Source organism: Streptomyces sp. NPDC048751 (assembly GCF_043198595.1).
Taxonomy (GTDB): Bacteria; Actinomycetota; Actinomycetes; order Streptomycetales; family Streptomycetaceae; genus Streptomyces.
This window is the reverse complement of sequence record NZ_JBICUX010000006.1, coordinates 545,867-572,106: the sequence shown is the minus strand read 5'-3', so window position 1 is coordinate 572,106 and position 26,240 is coordinate 545,867. Positions and strand designations below refer to the sequence as shown.

The window sequence follows — 26,240 nt, the reverse complement described above, 5'->3', positions numbered from 1 at the left end:
GGGGTTCCGGGGGTTGGGGGGGGGGGGGGGGGGGGGGGGCGGGCCCCCGGGGGGGGGGGGGGGGGGGGGGGGGGGGCCCCCCGTGGCGGTGCGTCCAGCCCGTCGCGGGTCGCGCCCCTCTGGTGCTGCCACAGTCGGGCGGCGTCGGGACCGGCTAAGCGACGGGCTGCGACGCACCGCCACGGCCCGCTCCCGCCGTCTCGCGGGTGCGGGGCGTCGGCTTCGGCCGTGGGGTCATGTTCTTGCGGGTCAGGCCCACGCCGATGAGGACCACGGCCATGCCGATCACCACCCGCGTGCCCACCTGCTCGTCCAGGATCAGGGCGCCCAGGGCTACTGAGACCACGGGGAGGAGATACCCGACCGTTGCCGCGCTCGTCGCGCCCTCCTCCGCGATCAGGCGGTAGTTGAGGTAGAAGGTGACGCCCGTGCCGAGGACGCCCAGGGCGGTGACCGCCAGGAGGGCGGTGGGGTCGGGGTGGAGGGGGCCGGCTGTGGGGAGGGCCAGGGTCGTCCAGGCGGTGGCTGTCAGGAGCTGGGCCGCTGATACGGCGAGGGGGGCGTCGCCGGTGGTGACGTGGCGGGCCATGTAGGCGAAGGCCACGGCGTAGCTGGCGGCGGCGGCCAGGAGGGCCAGGGCGCCCCAGGACAGCAGGCCGGACTGGTGCCAGGGGGCGAAGATCAGCAGGGTGCCGGTGAAGCCCAGGAGGAGACCGGTCAGACGTACGGGGCCCAGGGCGCGGTCGGTGCCCAGGACGATGCCGATGAGGAGGGACCAGAGGGGGGTGGTGGCGTTCAGGACGCCTGCGATGCCGGAGTCGACCGTCTGCTCGCCGAGGCTGAAGAGGGCGAAGGGGATGGCGTTGCAGAAGAGGGCCGCCACGGCCAGGTGGGCCCAGGTGGTGCGGGAGCGGGGGAGGCGTTGGCCGGCCTTGCGGGCCAGGAAGAGGAGGACGGCTGTGCCCAGGGCGCAGCGGGTGATGGTGATCTGGGTGGGGGTGAGGCCGTGGTTGAGGGCGAGTTTGATCCAGAGGAAGCCTGATCCCCAGAGGAGGGCCAGGGCGGTCATGCGGAGCGAGGGGGCGAGGGGTGGCATGAGCTCTACGGTGGTGCCTCGCGTGCGTCAGGACAAGTGAAAGGTTTTGGGTTCCTTGTTAAGGTGAGCTACATGGTTGATGTGCGGCGGATGCAGGTGTTGCGGGCCGTGGTGGAGTGCGGGTCCGTTTCGGGGGCCGCGGCGCGGCTGGGGTACACGCCGTCCGCGGTCAGTCAGCAGATCGCGGTTCTGGAGAAGGAAGCGGGGGCCGAGCTGCTGGAGCGGGTGGGGCGGGGGGTGCGGCCGACCGCTGCCGGGTTGTTGTTGACCGACTACGCGGAGGTCATCGGGCGGCAGGTCGCCGAGGCGGAGGCCGCGCTCGCCGATCTGCTGGCGGGGCGTACGGGGCGGGTGGCCGTGCGGTACTTCGCGACGGCGGGCGCCGGGCTGATCGCTCCGGCTGTGGCGCGGTTCCGGGCCGGCCATCCGGGGGTGCGGGTCGACCTCAAACTGGCCGATTCCGATCCGTTGTCCGACGTACGGGAAGGGCGGGCGGATCTGGCTCTGGTGGTCGGGGCGGTGGAGGGGGCCCATGACGGCGTACGGCTTCGTCATCTGCTGGACGACCCCTACCTTGTCGTCCTGCCGGCCGGGCATCGGCTGGCGGAGGCGGCGCGGGTGCGGCTGGCCGAGTTGGCGGGGGAGCCGTGGGTCGGCAGTGAGTGGCCCGGACCCTGTCTGGATGCCCAGATGGCGGCTTGCGAGGCTGCCGGGTTCCGGCCGGGGTTCGTCGTGGAGAGTGAGGACTATGTGACCGCCCAGGGGTTCGTGGCGGCTGGGCTGGGGGTGGGGCTCATTCCCCGGCTGGGGCTCGGGAGCCGGCACCCGGGGGTGGTGGTGCGGGAAGTGGTCGAGCCCGAGCCGGTGCGCTCGATCTACGTGGCTGTGCGGGAGACGGCTCCGCCGCAGCCCTCCCTAGAGGCGTTCGTCGGCGCGTTGCGGGACGTGGTGGGCGGCGCGTAGGCGGCTCGGCACCCTTCGGGGCAGGGCGTAGGGCAGGGTGCCGTACCAGGTGCGGGCCAGGGCGAAGCCGAAGGCGAGGCAGAGGATGCCGCCCACCGCGTCCAGCCAGAAGTGGTTGGCGGTGGCGACGATGACCACCAGGGTCACCGCGGGGTAGAGGAGGCCCAGGGCCCGCACCCAGGGAATCCTGGCCAGGGCGAAGATCGTGAGGCCGCACCACAGGGACCAGCCGATGTGCATGGACGGCATCGCGGCGTACTGGTTGGACATGTTCTTGAGGTCGCCGGAGGCCATCGAGCCCCAGGTCTGGTGGGCCATGACCGTGTCGATGAAGTGGCCGCCGGTCATGAGGCGCGGGGGTGCCAGGGGGTACAGGTAGTAGCCGACCAGGGCCACGCCCGTGGTGGCGAAGAGGACCAGGCGGGTCGCCGCGTAGCGGCCGGGGTGGCTGCGGTACAGCCATACGAGGACGGCCAGGGTGATGATGAAGTGGAGCGTCGCGTAGTAGTAGTTCATGCCGACGACGAGCCAAGTCACCGAGTTGACGGCGTGGTTGACGGACTGCTCCACGGCGATGCCGAGGTGGTGCTCCATCCGCCAGATCCAGTCGGCGTTGCGCAGTGCCTCGGAGCGCTGCTCGGGGACCGCGTTGCGGATCAGTGAGTACGTCCAGTAGCTGGCCGCGATCAGCAGGATCTCGAACCACAGGCGGGGGCGGCGCGGGGTGCGCAGGCGGCGCAGGAGGGTGGGGTCGCTTTCAGCCGTGACAGGGTGCGGAACGGCCTCTTCGGGGCCTTCCACCGGCTTCACGGTCGTATCACCCATAGGCACAGAGTCTGCCAGAAAACAGTTACCCCACCGATCATCCCCCGGTCGGGTTCCCGACGCATGTTGTACGGCGGGAAGACACCCGCGGCTCCTACCGGGGCACGGGGGAAACGGGCTGGTTCTCCACCCTACGGACGATTCCGGTCACCAGGGGCCGAAGCGGTCGAACCTCGTACCACCAGTTCAGGCATGAACACGAACTCGCTGTGGGGTGCCGGGGTCCCGCCGATCTCCTCCAGGAGGGTGCGGACGGCGGCCTGGCCCATCGCGGGGACCGGCTTGCGGATCGTGGTGAGGGGCGGGTCGGTGAAGGCGATCAGGGGGGAGTCGTCGAAGCCCACGACCGAGACGCCCTGGGGGACCTCGAGGCCCCGCTGCCGGGCCGCCCGTATGGCACCCAGGGCCATCATGTCGCTGGCGCAGACCACCGCCGTGCAGTCGCGGTCGATCAGTGCCGTGGCGGCGGCCTGGCCGCCCTCCAGGGTGTAGAGGGAGTGCTGGACGAGTTCCGACTCGATCGTTTCCGCGGTCAGGCCCAGCTGGTCCTGGACCGCGCGGACGAAGCCCTCGATCTTGCGCTGGACCGGGACGAAGCGCTTCGGGCCGAGGGCGAGGCCGATGCGGGTGTGGCCCAGGGAGACGAGGTGGGTGACCGCGAGGGTCATCGCGGCGCGGTCGTCGGGGGAGATGAAGGGGGCCTGGACCTTGGGGGAGAAGCCGTCGACCAGGACGTACGGCACGCCCTGGGCGCGCAGCTGCTCGTAGCGCTGCATGTCGGCCGTGGTGTCCGCGTGCAGGCCGGAGACGTAGATGATGCCGGCGACACCGCGGTCGACCAGCATCTCGGTCAGCTCGTCCTCCGTGGAGCCGCCGGGTGTCTGGGTGGCGAGGACCGGGGTGTAGCCCTGCCTCGTGAGGGCCTGGCCGATGACCTGGGCGAGGGCCGGGAATATCGGGTTCTCCAGCTCCGGCGTTATCAGGCCGACGAGACCCGCGCTGCGCTGCCGCAGGCGGACCGGGCGCTCGTAGCCCAGCACGTCCAGGGCGGCCAGCACGGACTGGCGGGTGGTGGCGGCGACGCCCGGCTTCCCGTTGAGGACGCGGCTGACGGTCGCTTCGCTCACCCCCGCCTGAGCAGCGATGTCGGCAAGCCGTGTGGTCACAGGGTGGGACTGTACCGGCCAAGCCTCCCCTTGCACACCAACGGGACGCCGGGTGCGAGCTGTGGAACGGCCCGCCCGGGGCTGCTGCGTCATCGGGCTCCCTCATGAAAGTGATGGCAAGAGCTTGCAGAGTCTTGCACAACCCGCCCCTGCCCCGCTCTGCAGCGGCTGAACCGCGCCAACAACGGTCTCACGGCGGTCGCCTCCAGGTCACGCACGGATAACTTCAGCGATGTCTTGCACTTTTTTTCTGCAAGGTCTTTCGTCGTGGTTGCATCGCTGTTACGTTCACGTCGCCCGGCGGCCAACGGCACAGTCGGCAAGTCGACAAGGGTGGCGGACGGGGCCGCCCTTGTGAGCCGGACGGGCTTTCACCCTCAAGGAGAACTCATGCGGCGTGGCACAGCGGCCACCGCGCTGGTGGCGTCCCTCGCCCTCGCGGCGACGGCCTGCGGCGGAAGTGACAGCGACGACGGCAAGGCCGGCGGGCCGGTCACCCTCACCTGGTGGGACACCTCCAACGCCACCAACGAGGCGCCGACGTACCAGGCCCTGGTCAAGGAGTTCGAGGCCGCCAACAAGGACATCAAGGTCAAGTACGTCAACGTCCCCTTCGACCAGGCGCAGAACAAGTTCGACACCGCCGCCGGTTCCAAGGGTGCCCCCGACGTGCTGCGCTCCGAGGTCGGCTGGACGCCCGCCTTCGCCAAGAAGGGCTTCTTCGCGCCACTGGACGGCACCGAGGCCCTCAAGGACCAGGCCAAGTTCCAGCCCAGCCTGATCGAGCAGGCCAAGTACGAGGGCAAGACCTACGGCGTGCCGTTCACCACGGACACCCTCGCCCTCGTCTACAACAAGCAGCTCTTCGCGAAGGCCGGCATCAAGGAAGCCCCCAAGACCTGGGACGACCTGAAGAAGGCCGCCGCCACCGTCAAGGACAAGACCGGCGTCGACGGCTACTGGGGCTCGACCCAGGCCTACTACGCCCAGTCCTTCCTCTACGGCGAGGGCACCGACACCGTCGACGTCGAGGGCAAGAAGATCACCGTCGACTCGCCGGAGGCGAAGAAGGCGTACGGCACCTGGCTCGGCCTCTTCGACGGCAAGGGCCTGCACAAGGCCGACACCACCGCGGACGCCTACGCCCACATCCAGGACGCGTTCGTCAACGGCAAGGTCGCCGCGATCGTCCAGGGCCCCTGGGAGATCACGAACTTCTACAAGGGCTCCGCCTTCAAGGACAAGGCCAACCTCGGCATCGCCGCCGTCCCGGCCGGCTCCACCGGCAAGGCGGGCGCCCCGACCGGCGGCCACAACCTCTCCGTCTACGCCGGCTCCGACAAGGCCCACCAGGACGCCGCGCTGAAGTTCGTCAACTTCATGACCTCGGCGAAGGCCCAGGAGACCATCGCCCTGAAGAACAACACGCTGCCGACCCGCGACGACGCCTACACCGCGCAGGTCAAGGCCGACCCGGGCATCGCCGGCTACCAGGGCGTCCTCGCCGCCGCCCAGCCGCGCCCCGCGCTGCCCGAGTACAGCTCCCTGTGGGGGCCGCTCGACACCGAGCTGCCCAAGATCGCCGGTGGCAAGGAGTCCCTCGACAAGGGCCTGAGCAACGCGGAACTCGCGATCGCCAAGCTGGTCCCCGACTTCAGCAAGTGAGCCCCGCGTGGCCGTCGGATCCCCCAGCAGACCGGGGGAGGGATCCGGCGGCCACCGGCCTGCGCCTGCCCAGCCCACCCACTGATTTCCCAGAAGGTGTCGAACCATGACAGTCGCCATCGACCGAGCGACCGGCAAGCGGCGCGGTGAGCGAGACCCGCGGCCCGGGCTGGGCCGGCGCCTGAAGCACGGCTACCAGAAGCACTGGTACGCCTACGCGATGATCGCCCCGGTGGTGATCGTCCTCGGCGTGCTCGTGCTGTATCCCCTGGTGTACGGCCTCTACCTCACGCTCACCGACGCCAACAGCCTCAACACGGCCCGCACCATCGGCGTCAACCACATCGACGCCACGTACAAGTTCATCGGCCTCGACAACTACGCCGACATCCTGTGGGGCCCGACGGCGTACGACCGCTTCTGGTCGCACTTCATCTGGACGATCGTCTGGACCGTGGCCTGCGTCGCCCTGCACTACTCCATCGGGCTGGGCCTCGCGCTGCTGCTCAACCAGGAGTTCCGCGGGCGCACCGTCTACCGCATGATCCTGGTGCTTCCCTGGGCCGTCCCCACCTTCGTCACCGTCTTCGGCTGGCGGTTCATGCTCGCCGACGGCGGCATCGTCAACAGCGCGCTCGACGCCCTGCACCTGCCCTCGCCGCTGTGGCTCGAGGACACCTTCTGGCAGCGGTTCGCCGCGATCATGGTCAACACCTGGTGCGGTGTGCCGTTCATGATGCTCTCGCTGCTCGGCGGCCTCCAGGCCATCGACAACTCGCTCTACGAGGCGGCCGAGATGGACGGCGCGAACGCCTGGCAGCGGTTCCGGTACGTCACCCTGCCGGGGCTGAGGTCCGTCAGCTCCACCGTGGTACTCCTCGGTGTCATCTGGACCTTCAACCAGTTCGCCATCATCTTCCTGCTCTTCGGAAACACCGCCCCCGACGCGCAGATCCTCGTCACCTGGGCGTACTACCTCGGCTTCGGACAGCAGCCGCGTGACTTCGCCCAGTCGGCCGCCTACGGCATCCTGCTGCTGGCCGTCCTGATCGTCTTCACCTCCTTCTACCGCCGCTGGCTGAGCCGCAACGACCAGCAGCTCGCGATCTGAGGCAGGAGTCCCCATGAGCACCAGCACCGCCCCCACCTCCGTCGCGAAGACCGACCGGCCCGCCGAGGCCGCCGCCCCCCGGGGCACCGCCCGCCGCCGCGGCCGGCGCGGGCCCCTCGCCACCCTCACCACCCACGGCATCCTGATCGTGGCGAGCGTCGTCGCCTTCTTCCCGGTGGCCTGGCTGATCTTCCTGTCCCTCGGCCCGGACAAGGACGACTATCTGCACCCCGGGCAGATCTGGCACAAGATGACGTTCGACAACTACGCGTTCGTCCTCCAGCACACCGGGTTCTTCGACTGGCTGAAGAGCACGATGGCCGTCGTCCTCGGCACCACCGCCATCGGCGTGATCATCGCCGCCACCAGCGGCTACGCCGTGTCCCGCATGCGCTTTCCGGGCTACAAGAAGTTCATGTGGGTCCTCCTCGTCACCCAGATGTTCCCGGTCGCCGTCCTGATCGTGCCGATGTACCAGATCATGTCGGACCTCGGCCTGATCGACACCTACCTCGGTCTGATCCTCGTCAACTGCACCACCGTCGTGCCCTACAGCGCATGGCTGCTCAAGGGCTACTTCGACACCATCCCGTTCGAGATCGACGAGGCGGGACGCGTCGACGGGCTCAGCCCGTTCGGCACCTTCCTGCGGCTGATCCTGCCGCTGGCCAAGCCCGGTCTCGCGGTCGCCGCCTTCTACAACTTCCTCACCGCCTTCGGCGAGGTCGCCTTCGCCTCGACGTTCATGCTGTCCGACTCGAAGTACACCTTCGCCGTCGGCCTCCAGAGCTTCGTCAGCGAGCACGACGCCCAGCGCAACCTCATGGCCGCCACCGCGGTGCTGATCGCGATACCCGTCTCCGCCTTCTTCTACCTCGTGCAGAAGAACCTGGTGACCGGCCTCACCGCGGGCGGTACCAAGGGCTGACGCCCACCAGGGAAGAAGAGCTCCCGCGCGGCAACCGCGTGGGTGGCGGCCGCGGTGGCCCTCCGACCCCGCTGTCACCGCGGCCGCCTCGTCACCCGCCCCCTCGAAGAAGCCCCCATGACGTCGACCCCGTTACGCCACACAAGCACAAGGACACCATGAGCCAGCACTCCGCCGACCCGGCACCGAACTCCGCTGTCGCCACCGTCGTCAAGCGCCGCGACTGGTGGCGGGACGCGGTGATCTACCAGGTCTATCCGCGCAGCTTCGCCGACAGCAACGGCGACGGCATGGGAGACCTGGAAGGCGTACGATCCCGCCTCCCGTACCTGCGCGACCTCGGCGTGGACGCCGTGTGGCTCAGTCCCTTCTACGCCTCGCCGCAGGCTGACGCCGGCTACGACGTCGCCGACTACCGGGCCGTCGACCCCATGTTCGGCAACCTGCTCGACGCCGACGCGCTGATCCGCGACGCCCGCGAACTGGGCCTCAGGATCATCGTCGACCTGGTGCCCAACCACTCCTCCGACCAGCACGAGTGGTTCAAGCGGGCGCTCGCAGACGGCCCCGGCTCGCCGCTGCGGGAGCGCTACCACTTCCGCCCCGGCAAGGGGAAGAACGGCGAACTCCCGCCCAACGACTGGGAGTCCATCTTCGGTGGGCCCGCCTGGACACGCGTCGCGGACGGTGAGTGGTACCTGCACCTCTTCGCGCCCGAGCAGCCCGACTTCAACTGGGAACACCCGGCCGTCGGCGACGAGTTCCGCTCGATCCTGCGCTTCTGGCTGGACATGGGCGTGGACGGCTTCCGCATCGACGTGGCACACGGACTGGTGAAGGCGGAAGGCCTCCCGGACCTGGGATCCCACGACCAGCTCAAGTTGCTGGGCAACGATGTCATGCCGTTCTTCGACCAGGACGGCGTGCACGAGATCTACCGGAAATGGCGTCACATCCTCGACGAGTACTCGGGCGAGCGCATCTTCGTCGCCGAGGCGTGGACCCCGACCGTCGAGCGCACCGCGAACTACGTCCGCCCCGACGAGCTGCACCAGGCGTTCAACTTCCAGTACCTGAGCACCGACTGGGACGCGACGGAGCTCCGCAACGTCGTCGACCTCACCCTGGAGGCCATGCGCCCCGTCGGCGCCCCAGCCACCTGGGTGCTGTCCAACCACGACGTCACCCGGCACGCCACCCGCTTCGCCAACCCGCCCGGCCTCGGCACGCAGATCCGTCTGGCCGGCGACCGCGAGCTGGGCCTGCGGCGCGCGCGGGCGGCCACGCTGCTCATGCTGGCGCTGCCCGGATCGGCGTACATCTACCAGGGCGAGGAGCTCGGCCTCCCGGACGTCGTCGACCTGTCCGACGAGGTGCGCCAGGACCCCGCGTACTTCCGCGGCGCCGGCCAGGACGGCTTCCGTGACGGCTGCCGGGTGCCGATCCCGTGGACCCGCACCGGACCGTCGTACGGCTTCGGCAGCGGGGGCAGCTGGCTGCCGCAGCCGGAGAGCTGGGGCGAGCTCAGCGTGGAGGCGCAGACCGGCGTCGCCGGTTCCACCCTGGAGCTGTACCGCACCGCGATCGCCGTCCGCCGCGCACAGCCCGACCTCGGCGCGGGCGACTCCGTCGAGTGGCTGAAGGCTCCCGAGGGCGTCCTCGCCTTCCGACGCGGCGAGTTCGTGTGCGTCGCCAACACCAGCGGCGAGTCGGTCACGATTCCCGCCCACGGCCGCCTCCTCCTCGCCAGCGGCGACATCGCCGAGACGGACGGCGAGACGAAGGTGCCGGCGGACACGACGGTGTGGTGGACGACGGCCTGAGAGTTCAACAGCGCTGAGCGGCCCGGACCCCGGTCTCCCCGGGGGACGGGCCGTGCTTTTGCTGTGAAAGTGCTTGCTCCGGTTTTCAACACCCTTGCTGTAAACCTTGCGTTGCGGTACGTTCACGCCGGCGCCCGGCAAAGACGCCTGGCCGTCATCGCAAGGAGTACACGCCTGTGATATCGAGATGGTCCGTCACCGCGACCGCGCTCGCCGCCACGGCGGCAGCCCTCATGGCACCCGCCACCACCGCGCACGCCTCCCCGCCCGGCACCAAGGACGTCACCGCCGTCCTCTTCGAGTGGAAGTTCGCCTCGGTCGCCAAGGAGTGCACCAACACCCTCGGCCCGGCCGGCTACGGCTACGTCCAGGTCTCCCCGCCCGCCGAGCACATCCAGGGCGCGCAGTGGTGGACCTCGTACCAGCCGGTGAGCTACCGGATCGCGGGCCGCCTCGGCGACCGCACGGCCTTCCAGAACATGGTGAACACCTGCCACGCGGCCGGGGTGAAGGTCGTGGTCGACACCGTCATCAACCACATGTCGGCGGGGAGCGGTACGGGGACCGGCGGTTCGTCGTACACGAAGTACAACTACCCCGGCCTGTACTCCTCCTACGACTTCGACGACTGCACGTCCCGGGTCTCCAACTACAGCGACCGCCGGAACGTCCAGCACTGCGAACTCGTGGACCTCGCCGACCTCGACACCGGCGAGGAGTACGTCCGCAAGACCATCGCCGGCTACATGAACGACCTGCTGACGCTCGGCGTCGACGGCTTCCGCATCGACGCGGCCAAGCACATCGACACCGCCGACCTCGCCAACATCAAGTCGCGGCTGACCAGCCCGAACGCGTACTGGAAGCAGGAGGTCATCTACGGCAGCGGGGAGGCCGTCCAGCCGACCGAGTACACGGGCAACGGGGACGTGCAGGAGTTCCGCTACGCCTACGACCTCAAGCGCGTCTTCAACAACGAGAACCTCGCCTACCTGAAGAACTACGGCGAGGGCTGGGGCTACCTGAACAACTCGGTGGCGGGCGTGTTCGTGGACAACCACGACACCGAGCGCAACGGCTCCACCCTCAACTACAAGGACGGCGCCAACTACACCCTGGCCAACGTCTTCATGCTGGCCTACCCGTACGGCGCCCCGGACATCAACTCCGGCTACGAGTGGTCCGACACGGACGCGGGCCCGCCCAACGGCGGCACCGTCAACGCCTGCTGGCAGGACGGCTGGAAGTGCCAGCACGCCTGGCCGGAGATCCTCCGCATGGTCGCCTTCCGCAACGCCACGCGCGGCGAGTCGGTCACCAACTGGTGGGACAACGGCGGCGACGCGATCGCCTTCGGGCGGGGTGCCAAGGGGTACGTCGCCATCAACCACGAGTCGAGCAGCCTGAGCCGGACGTACCAGACGTCCCTCCCGGCGGGCACGTATTGCAACGTGCAGAACAACACGACGGTGAGCGTGAACTCCGGCGGACAGTTCACCGCGACCCTCGGGGCGAACACCGCCCTGGCGATCTACGCGGGCAGGAGCAGCTGCTGAGCGACAGGGAACAGCTGTAGGGGCACGTGGGATTGACGCTCATCGAGTGTCGTCCTACGTTCCCTGCTGTGTATGGGAGCGCTCCCATGCCGTTCCCCGTGAAGGGAGCAACATGCAGCGCAGACTCCGAAAGTGGGCGTTGGTCTCCGTGGCGGCTCTGCTGACGGCCACCGGCGTCACCGCCGCCGCCCTGCCGGAGGCGGCCGCCACCACGGCGACCATCAACGGCTCCACCACCTACCAGCCCATCGACGGCTTCGGTTTCTCCGAGCACTTCGGGCGGGCCGAGATCATGCGCGGCTCACAGGGCCTGCCCGCGCAGAAGCAACGCGAGATCCTCGACCTGCTGCTCAACCGCACCACCGGTGCCGGCCTGAGCATCCTGCGCCTCGGCATCGACTCGGGCATCCAGCCGACCGACCCCGGCGGCCCGAACGCCACCCCCAAGTACGTCTGGGACGGCAACGACAAGGGCCAGCTGTGGCTCGCCCAGCAGGCCAGGGCCTACGGCGTGAACCGGTTCTACGCCGACGCCTGGACCGCGCCCGGCTACATGAAGACGAACGGCACGGATGCCGACGGCGGCACGCTGTGCGGTCTGTCCGGCGCCTCCTGCCCCAGCGGCGACTGGCGCCGTGCGTACGCGAACTTCCTGGTGCAGTACGCCAAGTTCTACGGTCAGGCCGGCGTCCGGGTCACCGACCTCGGCTTCACCAACGAGCCCGACTGGACCGCGACGTACGACTCCATGCGGCTCACCCCGGCCCAGGCCGTCGAGTTCACCAAGGTCCTCGGGCCGATCGCGAACGCCGCCGGATACAAGGTGGCCTGCTGCGACTCCTTCGGCTGGAACCAGCAGAAGAGCTACAGCGGCGCGATCGAGGCCGACGCGACGGCACGAGGGTACGTCGCCACCCACACCGGACACACCTACGCGAGCGCGGTGGACGGGCCGCTGCCGACGCGGAAGCGCACCTGGATGTCGGAGTGGTCGCCCAACGGCACCACGTGGAACGAGAACTGGGACGACGGCAGCGGCTACGACGGCTTCACCGTCGCCTCCGCGATCCACGACGCGCTCACCAAGGGCAACACGAGTGGTTACGTGTACTGGTACGGCGCCTCGACGGGCGCGACCCGCGGCCTGATCCGGATGGACGGCGCCGACCACCACGTCTCCAAGCGCCTGTGGGCGATGGCCAACTACAGCCGCTTCATCCGTCCCGGCGCCACCCGCATCGGTGCCACGACCTCCGACGCCGACCTCAAGCTGTCGGCGTTCCGCGACACCGACGGCACGGTGACGGTCGTGGCGCTCAACGCGGCGGCCGACGCCAGGGAGGTGTCTTTCAGCCTGCGGAGCACCGGGATCACCACCGGGACGGCGACGCCGTATCTGACCGACGGCTCCCACAGTACGGCTCGCCAGGCCGCCATCGCGGTCGGCGGGGGCTCGCTGACCGCCACGGTCCCGGCCCGCTCACTGGTCACCTACACCATCAAGCGCTAGGACCCGTCCCAACCCGCTCAAGGCACCAGCCTGCTGAAAGTTCTTTCCAATCATTTCAGGACTCTTGCTGTAAGTGTTTCCACGGCGATACGGTCGCGCGGGGTCGGACCCAACAGAGCCGTCATCGCAAGGAGTCCACGTCAGTGATACCCAGATGGCCGGTGCCGTCGAGGCGCCGTACCGCACATGCCGGACGGGTCGCTGCGGTCACCGTGACCGCGCTGGCCGCAGCACTCGTCCAGCCCCTGGCCGCCCGGGCCGACACCCCGCCCGCCCCGCCGTCCGACGCGAAGCTCGCCGCCGAGCCCGCCCGGCACGACGACACGCGCGAGCAGTTCTACTTCGTCCTGCCGGACCGCTTCGCCAACGGTGACACCGCCAACGACACGGGCGGACTGACGGGTTCGCGCCTGTCCACCGGCTACGACCCCACCGACAAGGGCTTCTACCAGGGCGGCGACCTCAAGGGCCTGACCAAGCGGCTCGACTACATCAAGGGCCTCGGCACCACCGCCATCTGGATGGCCCCGATCTTCAAGAACCGCCCCGTGCAGGGGACGGGAGCCAACGCCTCCGCCGGTTACCACGGTTACTGGATCACCGACTTCACCCAGGTCGACCCGCACTTCGGCACCAACAAGGACCTGGAAACCCTCGTCTCCAAGGCGCACGCCAAGGGCATGAAGGTCTTCTTCGACGTCATCACCAACCACACGGCGGACGTCGTCGACTACGAGGAGAAGTCCTACGACTACCTCTCCAAGGGTGCCTTCCCCTATCTGACGAAGGACGGCAAGCCCTTCGACGACGCCGACTACGCGGGCACTTCCGGGTTCCCGGCCGTCGACACCGACTCCTTCCCGCGCACGCCGAAGGTCACGGCTAACGACAAGGTCCCGTCCTGGCTCAACGACCCGACGATGTACCACAACCGGGGCGACTCGACCTACGCCGGTGAGTCGACCACGTACGGCGACTTCTCCGGGCTCGACGACCTGTGGACCGAGCGTCCCGAGGTCGTCAGCGGCATGGAGAAGATCTACCAGCGCTGGGTCAGGGATTTCGACATCGACGGCTTCCGGATCGACACCGTGAAGCACGTGAACATGGAGTTCTGGACCCAGTGGGCGACGGCTCTGGACGCCTACGCGGCCAGGCACGGGCGCGACGACTTCTTCATGTTCGGCGAGGTCTACTCCGCCGACACGAACATCACCGCCCCGTACGTCACCCAGGGCCGCCTCGACGCCACCCTCGACTTCCCCTTCCAGGAGGCGGCCCGGCAGTACGCCTCCCAGGGCGGCAGCGCGCGCACGCTGGCGAGCGTCTTCGGCGACGACTACAAGTACACGACCGACAAGGCCAACGCGTACGAGCAGGTCACCTTCCTCGGCAACCACGACATGGGCCGCATCGGGTACTTCCTGAACCAGGACAACCCGAAGGCCACCGACGCCGAACTGCTCGCCAAGGACAGGCTCGCCAACGAGCTGATGTTCCTCAGCCGCGGCAACCCCGTCGTCTACTACGGCGACGAGCAGGGCTTCACCGGGTCCGGCGGCGACAAGGACGCCCGCCAGACGATGTTCGCCTCCCGCACGGCCGACTACCTCGACGACGACGAGATCGGCACCGACCGCACCCACGCGAGCGACGCCTACGACACCCGGGCACCCCTGTACCGGCAGATCGCGGCCCTGGCCGAGCTCCGCAAGGCCAACCCGGCCCTCACCGACGGAGTGCAGACCGAGCGGTACGCGGCGGACGGCGCCGGCGTCTACGCCTTCTCCCGCACCGACGCGAAGACCGGCACCGAGTACGTCGTCGCCTTCAACAACGCCGACGACGCGAAGTCGGCGACGTTCGCGACCGGTTCGGCGGGCATGGCCTTCCGGGGGATCTACGGCAGTACGGAGATCCTCGGATCCGGTGCCGACACCAAGCTCACCGTCACCGTCCCGGCCGGCTCGGCGCTCGTCCTCAAGGCGGCGGGCAGGCTCGCCCAGCCCGCGACCAGGCCCAGCATCACCCTCAAGGCTCCCGCCACCGGCGCCACCGGCGCCACCGGCGCCACCGGCGCCACCGGCGCCACCGGCACCGTGGAGCTGAGCGCCGACGTCGAGGGCGGGCAGCTCAACAGGGTCGTCTTCGCCGCCCAGGTCGGCAACGGCAAGTGGCGGACGCTCGGCTCCGCCGACCACGCCCCGTACAAGGTCACCCAGGCCCTCGCCAAGGACGTACCGGCGGGCACGGCCCTGCGCTACAAGGCGGTCGTGATCGATTCGGCCGGACGGGCGTCGAGCGCCACCGCGGAGAGCCTCACGGGCACCCCGCCCGTTCCCGAGACCCCCACCGCCTCCTCCCGCGACCACGCGGTCGTGCACTACAAGCGCACCGACGGCGACTACGGGAACTGGGGCCTGTACGCCTGGGGCGACCTCGCCGACGGCGAGTCCACGAACTGGCCCGACAGCCACCCCTTCGTCGGCCGGGACGCCTACGGCGCGTTCGCCTACGTCAAGCTGAAGCCGGGCGCCTCGAACGTCGGCTTCCTCGTCATCGACCAGCAGGGCGACAAGGACGTCTCGGCCGAGCGCACGATCGACGTCACCAGGACGGGTGAGGTCTGGATCGAGCACGGCAAGGAGACCGTACGGACCGAACGGCCCGACTACCCCGCGCAGGACAAGAGCAAGGCCGTCCTGCACTACCACCGCGCCGACGGGAACTACGACGGCTGGGGACTGCACGTCTGGACGGGCGCCGCGAACCCCACCGAGTGGTCGAACCCGCTGAAGCCGGTGAAGACTGATGCCTATGGCGCTGTCTTCGAGGTGCCGCTCACCGAGGGTGCCACCAGCCTCAGCTACATCATCCACAAGGGTGACGAGAAGGACCTGCCCGCCGACCAGTCGCTGGACCTCACGGCGAACGGCCATGAGGTGTGGCTGTTGAACGGCCAGGAGAAGTACCTGTTGCCGCAGCCCGCGGGCAGCGCGGCCGCTCTCGACCTGACCACCTCCAAGGCGGTCTGGATCGACCGGAACACCGTGGCCTGGAACGGCTCCGACGCGGCCGCCTCCACTCAGCTGCTGTACTCCCACGACGGCTCGATCGAGGTGAAGGGCGGTGCGCTGACCAGCGACGACGAGCGCTGGATCCGGCTGTCCAGGACCACCCTCACGGACGCCCAGAAGGCGAAGTTCCCGCACCTGAAGGACTACGCCGCCTGGTCGGTCGACCCGCGTGACCGCGACCGGGTGCGTGAGGCGCTGCGCGGGCAGCTCGTCGCCTCCCAGCGGGCGGTGAACGGCGCGGTGCTCGCCGCGACCGGCGTCCAGATCGCCGGCGTACTCGACGATCTGTACCCGCGGGCCACGAAGGCGCGGCTCGGGCCGACGTTCCGCGGCGGGCGTCCGACGCTGGCCGTCTGGGCGCCGACGGCGCAATCGGTGAAGCTGGAGCTGGACGGCTCCACGGTGCGGATGAAGCGGGACGACACCACCGGCGTCTGGTCCGTCACCGGGCCCGCGTCCTGGAAGAACAAGCCGTACCGGTACGTCGTCCAGGTGTGGGCGCCCAGTGTCCGCGAGGTCGTCACCAACAAGGTCACCGACCCCTACTCGGTGGCCCTCACCGGGAACTCCGAACGCAGTCTGGTCGTGGACCTCGACGACCGGGCCCTCGCGCCCAGCGGCTGGTCCGGGCTCGCCAAGCCCAAGGCCGTACCGCTGAAGGACGCCCAGATCCAGGAGCTGCACATCCGGGACTTCTCCGTCGCGGACCGGACGGCGAAGCACCCCGGCACCTATCTCGCCTTCACCGACAAGGACAGTGACGGCTCGAAGCACCTGCGCGAGCTGGCGAGGGCCGGCACGTCCTACGTCCATCTGCTGCCCGCGTTCGACATCGCCACGATCCCCGAGAAGAAGGCGGACCAGGCCATTACGGACTGCGATCTCGCCTCCTACCCGGCCGATTCCGACCGGCAGCAGGAGTGCGTCGGGAAGATCGCCGCGAAGGACGCCTACAACTGGGGGTACGACCCGTACCACTACACGGTCCCCGAGGGCTCGTACGCCACCGACCCCGACGGCACGCGGCGGACCGTCGAGTTCCGGAAGATGGTGAAGGCGCTCAACGAGGACGGCCTGCGGGTCGTCATGGACGTCGTCTACAACCACACCGCCGCGAGCGGCCAGGCGGACACCAGTGTCCTCGACCGGATCGTGCCCGGCTACTACCAGCGGCTCCTCGCCGACGGCTCGGTGGCGAACAGCACCTGCTGCGCCAACACCGCCACCGAGAACGCCATGATGGGCAAGCTGGTCGTCGACTCGGTCGTCACCTGGGCCAAGGAGTACAAGGTCGACGGCTTCCGCTTCGACCTCATGGGCCACCACCCGAAGGCCAACATCCTCGCGGTGAGGAAGGCGCTCGACGCGCTGACCCCCGAGAAGGACGGCGTCGACGGCAAGAAGATCATTCTCTACGGCGAGGGCTGGAACTTCGGCGAGGTCGCCGACGACGCCCGGTTCGTCCAGGCCACGCAGCAGAACATGGCCGGCACCGGCATCGCCACCTTCTCCGACCGCGCCCGTGACGCGGTGCGCGGCGGCGGCCCCTTCGACGAGGACCCCGGCGTCCAGGGCTTCGCGTCCGGGCTGTACACCGAGCCCAACTCCTCCACGGGCAACGGCACTTCGGCCGAGCAGAAGGCCCGCCTGCTGCACTACCAGGACCTGATCAAGGTCGGCCTCTCCGGCAACCTCGCCCGCTACCGCTTCACGGACACCGGCGGCAAGGAGGTCACCGGCGCCGAGGTCGACTACAACGGCGCCCCCGCCGGATACGCGGACGCCCCCGGCGACGCCCTCGCCTACGCCGACGCGCACGACAACGAGTCACTGTTCGACGCGCTGGCCTACAAGCTGCCCGCGTCGGTGAGCGCGTCCGACCGGGCCCGGATGCAGGTCCTCGCCATGGCCACGGCGACCCTCTCGCAGGGCCCGTCCCTGTCCCAGGCGGGCACCGACCTGCTGCGCTCCAAGTCCCTGGACCGCAACTCCTTCGACAGCGGCGACTGGTTCAACGCCATCCACTGGGACTGCCGGGACGGCAACGGCTTCGGGCGCGGACTGCCGATGGCGGCCGACAACGCCTCCAAGTGGCCGTATGCCAAGCCTCTGCTCGGCACGGTCGCGGTGGGCTGCGCGCAGATCGAGGGGGCCTCGGCGGCCTACCGGGACCTGCTGAAGATCCGTACGACGGAGAAGGACTTCTCCCTCGGTACGGCCGACCGGGTGCAGTCCCGGCTGTCCTTCCCGCTGTCCGGGAAGGACGAGACGCCCGGTGTGATCACCATGCGCCTCGGTGACCTGGTCGTCGTCTTCAACGCGACTCCGACCACACAGGAACAGCGCGTGGCCTCGCTCGCCGGTACGGGCTACCGGCTGCATCCGATGCAGGCGTCGGGCGCGGATCCGGTGGTCAAGCGCTCGTCGTACGAGGTGAAGACCGGTACGTTCGCGGTGCCGGGCCGGACCGTCGCGGTGTTCCGGCAACTAGGGTGATCCCTGTTGCCCTAGAACAGGAGTGCCCATGCCGCAGATCACCGTCGACTACTCCGCCACGATGGCTGCCGCCTTCGACCGGGCCGGCTTCGCGCAGTCTCTGCACAGCAGGGTGGTGGAGATCGCGGCCGCCAAGCCGGAGGCGTGCAAGACGCAGTTCCGTCCCAGCGAGTTCACGGCCGTCGGTCTCGACGACGAGGGACACGCGGTCGTCCATGTGACGATCGGACTGCTCGCCGGGCGCACCGACGAGACGAAGGTGAGGCTCACCGAGGCCGTGCTGGAGGCGCTGCGCGAGCATGTGCGGTCGGACGGGTTCGCCCTGCACGCCTCGGCGGAGGTGCGCGACCTCGACCCGTCGTACCGGAAGTTCGAGAACTAGACGATTCAGGACGCCAGGGTGATCAGCCGGCCGACGAGTTCGCTGAACGGACCGTCGGCCGGCTCGTCCTTGAGCATGCCGCGCAGGATCGCGCTCATCTCCTCGTCGTAGGCGGCGCTGATCGCGGTGAGCGCGGCGAAGTCGTGCACGAGCTGGGCCTCCAGTTCGGCGCGCGGGATGCGCCGGCCGTCCAGCCAGATCAGCGCGGTCGACTCGGCGAGCGAGATCCAGGAACGGACCACCAGCTCCAGTCGCGCGGGCGGCTCGGTCACGTCCAGGTGCGAAAGGATCTGGTCATACGCGGCCTGGCGTACGGAGTCGACGAGCGCGTTGGTGGTGGAGGAGCCCACCGCCGGGCCGCCGCGCATCAGCGCCGCGAAACCGGGCCCGTGCTCGTCGACGAAGTCGAAGTACCGGCGCATCACTCGCAGCAGCCGGGTGCCCAGCGGCCCCACGCGAGGCTCCGCGAACCGGCCCGCCAGGTCCTCCGACGCGCGCTGCAACGCGGCCTCGTACAAGCTGAGTTTGCCGGGGAAGTAGTGGTAGACGAGCGGGCGCGAGATGCCCGCGGCCGACGCTATCTCGTCGATGGAGACCTCGTCGGGCGAACGCCGGCTGAAGAGTTCGAGGGCGACGCCGATCAACTGCTGCCGCCGCTCCTCGACACTCATGCGACGACGAACCCCGGTAGTCATGCGAACACTCTACCGATCGATTCCAGCCGCGAACCGACCGGATCAGTCGGGGACGTTCACATACTCGCGCACGGCTGACCACTTCCGGTGGGACCCAACTCACCCCAGCCCGTTGATCGTCCGCCCGTTCGTCAGGGTTCCCTTCAACTCGGCCCGGGCTCCCTGCCGTCCGCGGGCCTCCAGCAGCCGGCCCGTCGCGGAGGCGGTGACCCCGCCGGTCGCCGTGATGGACGTCGTGTTCTTGCTGCCGGCCGCGAGCAGGTACCAGTGCCCGCCGGCCGACTTCCACAGCACCCCGGCCAGCACATGGGGGTCGCGCGGCCCGCACGCCGGCACGTCCGCGGCCTTGGCCGCCACCGCGCCGTAGGTTCCGCCCGGTGTCCCGAACTGCGCGAACACCCGGGACCCTTCGCCCCGCCAGGTCTCCGCCCGCGTGCACACCCACGTGCCGGACCCGCTTCGGTCGGGCAGCGGCTGGCTCGCGTACTTCCACGCGTTCACCGACCGCACGCCCAGGCCGCGCGCGTCCGCCAGCGAGCAGGCGAACGGGGCCCAGGTACGCAGCGCCTCCGACCCGCTCACCTCGCGAGTTTTCCCCGGCCGCCCGGTGGAGAGGCGGGCGGGCAGCAGCTCGCCCAGGTCGCTCAGCAGCCGTGTGCCGGAGGCGTCGGTCACCTGGAGCACGTTCCACGACGTACACGCGCTCGTCCGGGTCGCGGGGCTGGCCAGCGGCGAGGTGGCCCCCTTGGTCACCGTCAGGGCCATCGAACCGGCGCCCGGCTTCGCCAGGTCCCGCTCGGCCGCCTTCCTCACCCACGGCGCCACGAGATAGCGGACGTTGCCGTCGGAGCGGCCCAGGACCACCGCGCTCGCCTCGGCGCCGGTCGCGCCGTCGGCCCGCGCGAAGTCGAGGGCGGCCCTGCCCGTGCCGTCCTTCGCCTCGGCGTACCGGGCGACGCGCAGACCGTCGTAGAGGATCACCACGCGCGCGTTGTCGACGTCGCCCGCGTACAGCAGCTGGGGCGGTCCGGCGGGGCCGCCGGACTGGGTGCCCGGGGTCGCCGCGACGCTGACGGACCCGCCGGGGCGCGCCCAGACGGCGAGCGCCCGGCGCAGCAGCGCGGAGTCGTCGGCGAGGGCGCCGCGCGCGGGCCACACGGAGAAGTCCCTGCGGGTGGCGGTGCGCCAGGCGGTGGAGGAGACCCGGGTCAACCTGCCCGGGTCCAGGGCGGCCTCGGCGGCGGCGTTGCGCGCGTACGGCGGGGCGGCGGCGCCGTCGGGGCCCCAGCCGTCACCGGGCAGGGCGAACAGCGCGCCGCACACGGCTAGGGCCGCGGCGGCGGCGAGCGCCGCCTTCGTGTGCTGCCTGCGCCGCCTCAGGTCGGTGGGCCGGGCCTGGAGCGAGCAGGGGTCGAACTCGGCGGACTCGAGCAGCGCGTACTGCGCGTCGATCTCGTCCGCCTCCCGCAGCGCGGCTGTGGGGTCGTCGACGCCGACCGCGCTCAGTACCTTGCGGACGTCCGGGTCGGGCAGCTTCTCGAGACCGCGCAGCACGTACGCGGCCCGGGCCGGGCCGGAGAGTGCCGACAGCCGCTGATCCAGGACGAGTTCGTCGGCGCCGCCCGAACGGGGGAAGAGGCGCAGGCCCCACACCTGGGGCAGCAGCGGCGGCAGCTGGGAGCGCTTGGGCCAGGCCCTCGGCGTCAGCGGCAGGCCCGCCTCCAGTGCTGTACGCAGCACCTGGAGACGGACGTAGGAGTAGCCGGCGTCGGCGCCCTTGGACTGGGCCGGGATCACGGTCGTGGACGACCGGCCCCGGGGCAGCGCGCGCTGGGTGAGGGCGTGGGCGGTCAGGACGCGCCGGCCCCGGCCGAGACTCGGCGGCAGCACCAGATAGGCGATCCGGACGAGCCGTGGATAGTGCTCGACGAGCGCGGCCTCGGCCTGTTCGAGCGAGGCGGAGAGCGTGGGAGAGGGGTGCTGGGCGACATCCTGTGACTGCACGTTCAGCAGAACGAGCGATGCGGTCGATGGTCACCGACACCCGGGAGACTCACTCTTCCGGCTCTACCAGTGCCTTCGCGTAGTTCGCCATCGATCGCTGGTAGCGCGGCAGATGGGCCGCCAGTGCGCCCAGCACCAGCGACAGCCCCTCGCGGTCGCGACCCAGGCTCGACAGGCACAGGGCGAGGGTCGCGCGTACCGCGTCGTCCAACTCGTCGGAAGGCCCGTCCAGTTCCGGCGTCAGCAGCTTGACGCCCTCCTCGGCCTGCCCGATGTTCCTGAGCGAGCTCGACAGCTGGATCTTGGCGCGCCTGCCCTTGTAGCCGTTCAGGCCGCGCGCCAGCGCCTCCCGGTACAGCGGGGCGGCCCTGTCCGAGTGGCCCGTCGAGTCCCAGGCGCACGCCTGCTCGAACGGGCCGAGAGGACTGTCCTCCGGCAGTTCGGCGACGAGCGCGTCGATCACGGCCCGGAATGTCGCCGCCTCCTCCTCGGGGTAGTCGTCGAGGGTCGCCCAGGCGGCGGTCACACGGTCTTCCCAGTCTTGGTTCACCGGGTCACTTTCGCACGGGTGTGCCCGTGGTGACCTGTATTTTGAGCGCTCCACACCCGGGAGCCGTACTCAGGAAGAGGCTCTCGCAGGGAGGACAGATGAAGGTGACCCGACCGATGCTCGCGCTGAGCGGCGCCGCACTGGTGCTGGCGCTGGCGGGCTGCGGCTCAGGCTCCGGTTCCGACACGGACACGAAGGCCGTCCCGTCGGCGGCCACCGGCAGCCTGGAGCACCTGGCCGCCGAGGTGAAGTGCAAGCCGAACATGCAGACCGACGCGGACGAGATCCGCCAGGCCATCTGCCAGAACACCGACGGCAAGTTCATCCTGGCGACCTTCGCCACGGACCGCGGCCAGCGCGAGTGGATCAACGGTGCCAAGGACTACGGCGGCCACTACCTGGTCGGCCGCAAGTGGGTGGCCGTGGGCGAGACCAGCACGATGACGGCACTGCGCAAGACGCTCGGCGGCGACATCGAGGAGGGCGCGGACCACTCCGCGCACCAGGGGTCGCACTGATCACCGATCGGCCCCGGCGCACGAAGAAGCCGGCGGTGAGGAATCCTCACCGCCGGCTTTCTCAGTGGCTCAGTTGCCGTGGCTCACCCGGGGGTGGCTCACTTGCACTGCTTGCCGGTGTTGATGCAGTTGACCATCTGGTTCATCGTGTTCGCGCTGAAGAAGTTGATGAAGTCGTTGTGGTCGGTGATCGGCTTGTGCAGGTTCTCCGGGAACGTGTCCACCGCGTACGGGTTCACGACCTGGCCGTTCTGCAGCTTGGGGGCCGGAACGTTGTAGACCAGACGGACCTGGAGCTGGGGGATCGCCTTGAAGCCGTTGGCGCAGCTGCCGTCGCCCTGGACGAACGCCACGTGCGTACGGTGGTTGGCGCTGTCGATGTTCTTGCCGTCCCAGCAGCTCTGGAAGTTGGTCGTGCGGACGACCTGGCTGCCCTGCGGGCAGATCGGGTACTTGTCCTTCAGCTGCACCTTGTTCTCGAAGCCGGTGCAGGACCAGTTCACGTTGGCGTTGGCGTTGCCGTTGACGAAGGCCTTAGCGTCACCGGTGATGATGCGCAGGGCCTGCGGCATCGCGACGACGTTGCCCTTCTTGTTGCCGACGAACTTCAGCTGGGCCTGGGCCGGCTGAAGGATCTGGCCGACGTTGCCCTCCTTGCCGCCACCGTCCTTGTTCTGGTCGAAGTCCTGCTGACCGTTCTGCAGACGCAGCACCGGCCAGAAGTACGACGACTTGTCGCCCTGGTTCTGGCAGCTGGTGCCGGCGGCGGCCAGCTGCTGGTCGCTCGCGAAGGCGTTGTTGTTCTGGTTGCCGACGTAGTCGTGCAGGTGGTGCGCGCCGTTGGTGACACCGGGGGCCACGATCACGTTGTCCGTGTTGTGGTTGTCGTTGCCGTTGGTGCCGCAGTTCGAGGTGAAGGTGCCCCGGGAACCGCTGTTGCCGTTGGCGGGGAGGCCGTTCTGGCCGACACCCAGCTGGGCGTTGCCCTGGACCTTCGTGATGTCCACGAAGTCGGCCGCGACCGGGCCGTTGCCGCCCTGGCCACCGTTGCCCTGCTGGCCACCCTGCTGCTGGCCACCGTTCTGCTGACCGCCCTGCTGCTGGCCACCGTTCTGCTGGCCGCCCTGCTGCTGACCGCCCTGCTGCTGGCCGCCCTGCTGCTGGCCGCCGTTCTGCTGCTGGCCGCCCTGCTGCTGACCGCCGTTCTGCTGCTGGCCGCCCTGCTGCTGACCGCCGTTGGCCTGACCTGCGTTGGTCTGCGGAGCGGTGCCCTGCGTGGTGCAGGCGGCGAGCTGGCTCAGCTGGCTGTTGAACTGGCCGCCGACGCGCTGGATGTCGATCCGGATACGGTCGATCGTCGCGGCCCGCTTTTCCTTCAGCGGACCGACGATCGCGTTCTGGACGAAGCCGGCGTCACCGGCCTGGGCCTGGCGCGTGGAGGCGAGCCGGGCGTAGGCCTCGGTGATCTGCTTGTCCAGGAGCGCCAGCTCCTTCGCCACCCCGTTGCGCGCCCCGCTCGGCACGTTGGTGAGCTTCTGGCCCACGTCCGGGCAGGCGATGGTCGCGACCTGGGCGGCGGCGGCCTTGGTCTGGTTCTGCGCCGAGTTGCTGGACTCGTGCGCCGAAGCGTAGAAGTTCGCCCAGATCAGCCCGCCCCCACCGAGCGCTAGGGCCGCCGATGCTGCCACGGCCTTCGTGGCCATCGACGAACGGCGTTTACGTGTGTTGCGTCCCATGGAACTCCTCTGACTTCCTTGCGGGGCAGCATCGAGGCGCCCGACAGGAGTGAAGCGGCGTCCTCTCTTACGCACGTGGTCCCAGAGGTGTTCAGCCGTCTCAGGAATTGGTGAGAGACCGGTGCGTCAAGGGACGAGACAATTCGTCCCCAACTGCCTCATCGGCGCTGGTAGTTGGGTTGCGAAGATTTTGTGTTCAGCGGTCCCGGTTCAGATGGGCCAGCACCGCCAGCACGCGCCGATTGTCATCGTCCGAGACCTCGAGTCCCAGTTTGTGGAAGATGTTGGCGGTGTGCTTGGCGATGGCCCGTTCCGTGACGACGAGCTTGCCCGCGATGGCGGCGTTGGACCGGCCCTGCGCCATCAGCTCCAGCACCTCCAGCTCCCGGGGTGTCAGCCGGTCCAGCGGCCGGCCCTCGCCCGACCGCCGTGCCAGCAGCTGCTGGATCACCTGGGGGTCCATCGCCGTACCGCCCGCCGCCACCCGGCGTACCGCGTCCACGAACTGCTCCGCGTCGAACACCCGGTCCTTCAGCAGATACCCCACGCCGCCAGTGCCGTCGGCGAGCAGCTCACGCGCGTACAACTGCTCGACGTGCTGCGAGAGGACCAGCACCGGGAGGCCCGGTCTCTCCCGGCGGGCCCGCAGCGCGCACTGCAGGCCCTCGTCGGTGTGGGTGGGCGGGAGGCGTACGTCCACCACCGCCACGTCGGGCCGGTGCTCGGCCAGTGCCCGGTCCAGCTCCGGACCGCTCTCGACGGCGGCCGCGATCTCGAAGTCGTGGGCCTCCAGAAGTCGGACCAGTCCGTCCCGCAGCAGGAACAGGTCTTCGGCTAGGACAACGCGCAAGGGATCTCCATGGTCACCATGGTGGGACCGCCGGCGGGGGAGCTGACGGCCAGGACGCCGTCGAATGTACCGAGCCGCCGCTCGATCCCGGCCAGGCCCGAACCCGCCCCGACCACCGCGCCGCCCTTGCCGTTGTCGGTGACGGACACCCGCAGGCAGCCGTCGGCGTGGTGCAGGTCGACCCAGATCCGTTCGGCGCCGGAGTGCTTGACGGCGTTGGTGAGCACCTCGCTCACCGCGAAGTACGCCGCCGACTCCACCGGCGCGTCCGCACGGCCGCCGGCGAGGTCCACCGTCACCTCCGTCGCCACCGGCAGCCGCAGCGCCAATGCCCGTACGGCGTCACCGAGACCCCGCTCGGCGAGCACCGGCGGATGGATGCCGCGCACCAGGTCGCGCAGTTCGGTGAGGGCGTCGACGGAGGACCGGCGGGCCTGTGCCAGGAGCTGCCTGGCGGCCCGCGGGTCCTTGTCGAGGAGCATCTCGATGGTCCCGAGGTCCATGCCCATGGCGACCAGCCGCGCCTGCGCCCCGTCGTGCAGGTCCCGCTCGATCCGGCGCAGCTCCGCCGCGGAGGTGTCGACGGCGTCACGCCGGGTCTCGGTCAACACCCGTACCCGTTCGGCCAGTTCGGCCTGAGTGGGGGTGAGGACGGCACGGGTGAGACGGAAGTGCATTTGGAAGGCGCTCGGGGCGTACCGGTAGGCGGCGAAGAGGACGGCGGCGCCCAGCACGCCGGCGCCGAGGGCGGACACCTGGCCGCTGACCGGCACGAAGCCGTACCAGTAAGGCCCGTACTCGCCGTACTTCCCGCCCGTCATGACCCGCCACAGCCCGGCCGCCAGCGCGAACCCCTCCAGCGGGTAGAAGACCAGGATCGTCGGCAGCAGCGCGGTGACGAACCCCGCCGTCATGTCCACCGGCAGCCACCGCAGGTCCCGCCAGGTCGCCGGGTCCCGCAGCAGCGCGAAGGTGCGTGTCCACGGGTTGGCGCCCTCGGGTATCGGCCGGTAGGCGGAGGGGATGCGCACCCCGCCCCACTCGGCGGCGAGCACCCGCCGACGGTCGGCGAAGGCGCGCACCCCGGCCAGCACCCACGGAGTGGTGACGAGCCCGATGCCGAGGGGGATGAGGGCGATCGACACGGCGGTGAGGGTGAGGCACAGGACGGCCAGTGGCAGTGACACCACAGCCAGCACGAACCCCCGCCCGGCGGCCAGCAGCATCGCTCGCGCCCTCGAACTGCCGCCGTCACTCTTCGTGTTGGTGTTCATGGGTGTCAGTCTGGC

Annotated in this window: 19 protein-coding genes; 10 read left to right on the top strand and 9 right to left on the bottom strand. The window is 69.7% G+C overall.

The features are described from left to right. Nucleotides 1-154: 154 nt before the first annotated feature. A complete protein-coding gene (locus ACGFNV_RS22405; RefSeq protein ID WP_393624713.1) occupies nt 155-1,096 on the bottom strand; it encodes a DMT family transporter in 942 nt (313 codons plus the stop codon). A gap of 72 nt (nt 1,097-1,168) precedes the next feature. Between ACGFNV_RS22405 and ACGFNV_RS22400 the strand changes: the two genes are divergently transcribed. Further along, on the top strand, nt 1,169-2,059 hold the full coding sequence (locus tag ACGFNV_RS22400; protein WP_393624712.1) for a LysR family transcriptional regulator: 891 nt from the start codon (nt 1,169-1,171) through the stop codon (nt 2,057-2,059). Here ACGFNV_RS22400 and ACGFNV_RS22395 read toward each other — a convergent pair. Both ACGFNV_RS22395 and ACGFNV_RS22390 read right to left on the bottom strand, forming a co-directional pair. After that, complete coding sequence (locus ACGFNV_RS22395; protein WP_393624711.1) at nt 2,012-2,884, bottom strand: phosphatase PAP2 family protein; 873 nt, start codon at nt 2,882-2,884, stop codon at nt 2,012-2,014. The genes ACGFNV_RS22400 and ACGFNV_RS22395 overlap by 48 nt on opposite strands. Before the next feature lie 131 nt (nt 2,885-3,015). Continuing rightward, nucleotides 3,016-4,050, bottom strand: a complete 1,035-nt coding sequence (locus ACGFNV_RS22390) for a LacI family DNA-binding transcriptional regulator (protein ID WP_393624710.1) — start codon at nt 4,048-4,050, stop codon at nt 3,016-3,018. 390 nt (nt 4,051-4,440) lie between these two features. Between ACGFNV_RS22390 and ACGFNV_RS22385 the strand changes: the two genes are divergently transcribed. The 8 genes from ACGFNV_RS22385 to ACGFNV_RS22350 all read left to right on the top strand — a co-directional run bounded on the left by ACGFNV_RS22385 (nt 4,441) and on the right by ACGFNV_RS22350 (nt 18,598). Next, entirely contained in the window at nt 4,441-5,715 is a 1,275-nt protein-coding gene (locus tag ACGFNV_RS22385) for an extracellular solute-binding protein (RefSeq protein ID WP_393624709.1), read from the top strand. Between the two features lie 106 nt (nt 5,716-5,821). Continuing rightward, entirely contained in the window at nt 5,822-6,826 is a 1,005-nt protein-coding gene (locus tag ACGFNV_RS22380) for a carbohydrate ABC transporter permease (RefSeq protein WP_393624708.1), read from the top strand. A 13-nt stretch (nt 6,827-6,839) separates the two neighbouring features. Then, nucleotides 6,840-7,754 carry a sugar ABC transporter permease gene (locus tag ACGFNV_RS22375; protein ID WP_393624707.1) on the top strand — a complete coding sequence of 305 codons (915 nt, stop codon included), beginning with the start codon at nt 6,840-6,842 and terminating at the stop codon, nt 7,752-7,754. 158 nt (nt 7,755-7,912) lie between these two features. Continuing rightward, on the top strand, nt 7,913-9,577 hold the full coding sequence (locus ACGFNV_RS22370; RefSeq protein ID WP_393624706.1) for a glycoside hydrolase family 13 protein: 1,665 nt from the start codon (nt 7,913-7,915) through the stop codon (nt 9,575-9,577). Nucleotides 9,578-9,810: 233 nt separating this feature from the next. Beyond that, entirely contained in the window at nt 9,811-11,133 is a 1,323-nt protein-coding gene (locus tag ACGFNV_RS22365; RefSeq protein WP_393624737.1) for an alpha-amylase family protein, read from the top strand. A 112-nt stretch (nt 11,134-11,245) separates the two neighbouring features. Continuing rightward, entirely contained in the window at nt 11,246-12,643 is a 1,398-nt protein-coding gene (locus ACGFNV_RS22360; protein ID WP_393624705.1) for a glycoside hydrolase family 30 beta sandwich domain-containing protein, read from the top strand. Nucleotides 12,644-12,786: 143 nt separating this feature from the next. Next, nucleotides 12,787-18,216, top strand: a complete 5,430-nt coding sequence (pulA, locus tag ACGFNV_RS22355) for a pullulanase-type alpha-1,6-glucosidase (protein ID WP_393624704.1) — start codon at nt 12,787-12,789, stop codon at nt 18,214-18,216. Between the two features lie 28 nt (nt 18,217-18,244). Next, nucleotides 18,245-18,598, top strand: a complete 354-nt coding sequence (locus ACGFNV_RS22350; protein ID WP_393624703.1) for a 5-carboxymethyl-2-hydroxymuconate Delta-isomerase — start codon at nt 18,245-18,247, stop codon at nt 18,596-18,598. A gap of 5 nt (nt 18,599-18,603) precedes the next feature. Here the strand turns inward: ACGFNV_RS22350 and ACGFNV_RS22345 are convergent, their stop codons facing one another. The 3 genes from ACGFNV_RS22345 to ACGFNV_RS22335 form a co-directional block, all read right to left on the bottom strand. Further along, entirely contained in the window at nt 18,604-19,293 is a 690-nt protein-coding gene (locus ACGFNV_RS22345) for a TetR/AcrR family transcriptional regulator (RefSeq protein ID WP_393624702.1), read from the bottom strand. A 99-nt stretch (nt 19,294-19,392) separates the two neighbouring features. After that, a complete protein-coding gene (locus ACGFNV_RS22340; protein ID WP_393624701.1) occupies nt 19,393-21,297 on the bottom strand; it encodes a hypothetical protein in 1,905 nt (634 codons plus the stop codon). 49 nt (nt 21,298-21,346) lie between these two features. Next, nucleotides 21,347-21,847, bottom strand: a complete 501-nt coding sequence (locus tag ACGFNV_RS22335; protein ID WP_393624700.1) for a tetratricopeptide repeat protein — start codon at nt 21,845-21,847, stop codon at nt 21,347-21,349. A gap of 98 nt (nt 21,848-21,945) precedes the next feature. Between ACGFNV_RS22335 and ACGFNV_RS22330 the strand changes: the two genes are divergently transcribed. Next, on the top strand, nt 21,946-22,365 hold the full coding sequence (locus ACGFNV_RS22330) for a hypothetical protein (RefSeq protein WP_393624699.1): 420 nt from the start codon (nt 21,946-21,948) through the stop codon (nt 22,363-22,365). 98 nt (nt 22,366-22,463) lie between these two features. Here the strand turns inward: ACGFNV_RS22330 and ACGFNV_RS22325 are convergent, their stop codons facing one another. The 3 genes from ACGFNV_RS22325 to ACGFNV_RS22315 all read right to left on the bottom strand — a co-directional run bounded on the left by ACGFNV_RS22325 (nt 22,464) and on the right by ACGFNV_RS22315 (nt 26,225). Further along, complete coding sequence (locus ACGFNV_RS22325; protein ID WP_393624698.1) at nt 22,464-24,101, bottom strand: DUF1996 domain-containing protein; 1,638 nt, start codon at nt 24,099-24,101, stop codon at nt 22,464-22,466. A 196-nt stretch (nt 24,102-24,297) separates the two neighbouring features. Beyond that, nucleotides 24,298-24,951: a response regulator gene (locus ACGFNV_RS22320; RefSeq protein WP_393624697.1), complete on the bottom strand. Its 654-nt coding sequence runs from the start codon at nt 24,949-24,951 to the stop codon at nt 24,298-24,300. After that, nucleotides 24,936-26,225 (bottom strand): sensor histidine kinase, encoded by a 1,290-nt coding sequence (locus ACGFNV_RS22315; RefSeq protein ID WP_393624696.1) that lies wholly within the window; start codon nt 26,223-26,225, stop codon nt 24,936-24,938. The genes ACGFNV_RS22320 and ACGFNV_RS22315 overlap by 16 nt, the downstream gene beginning before the upstream one ends. Nucleotides 26,226-26,240 lie beyond the last annotated feature (15 nt).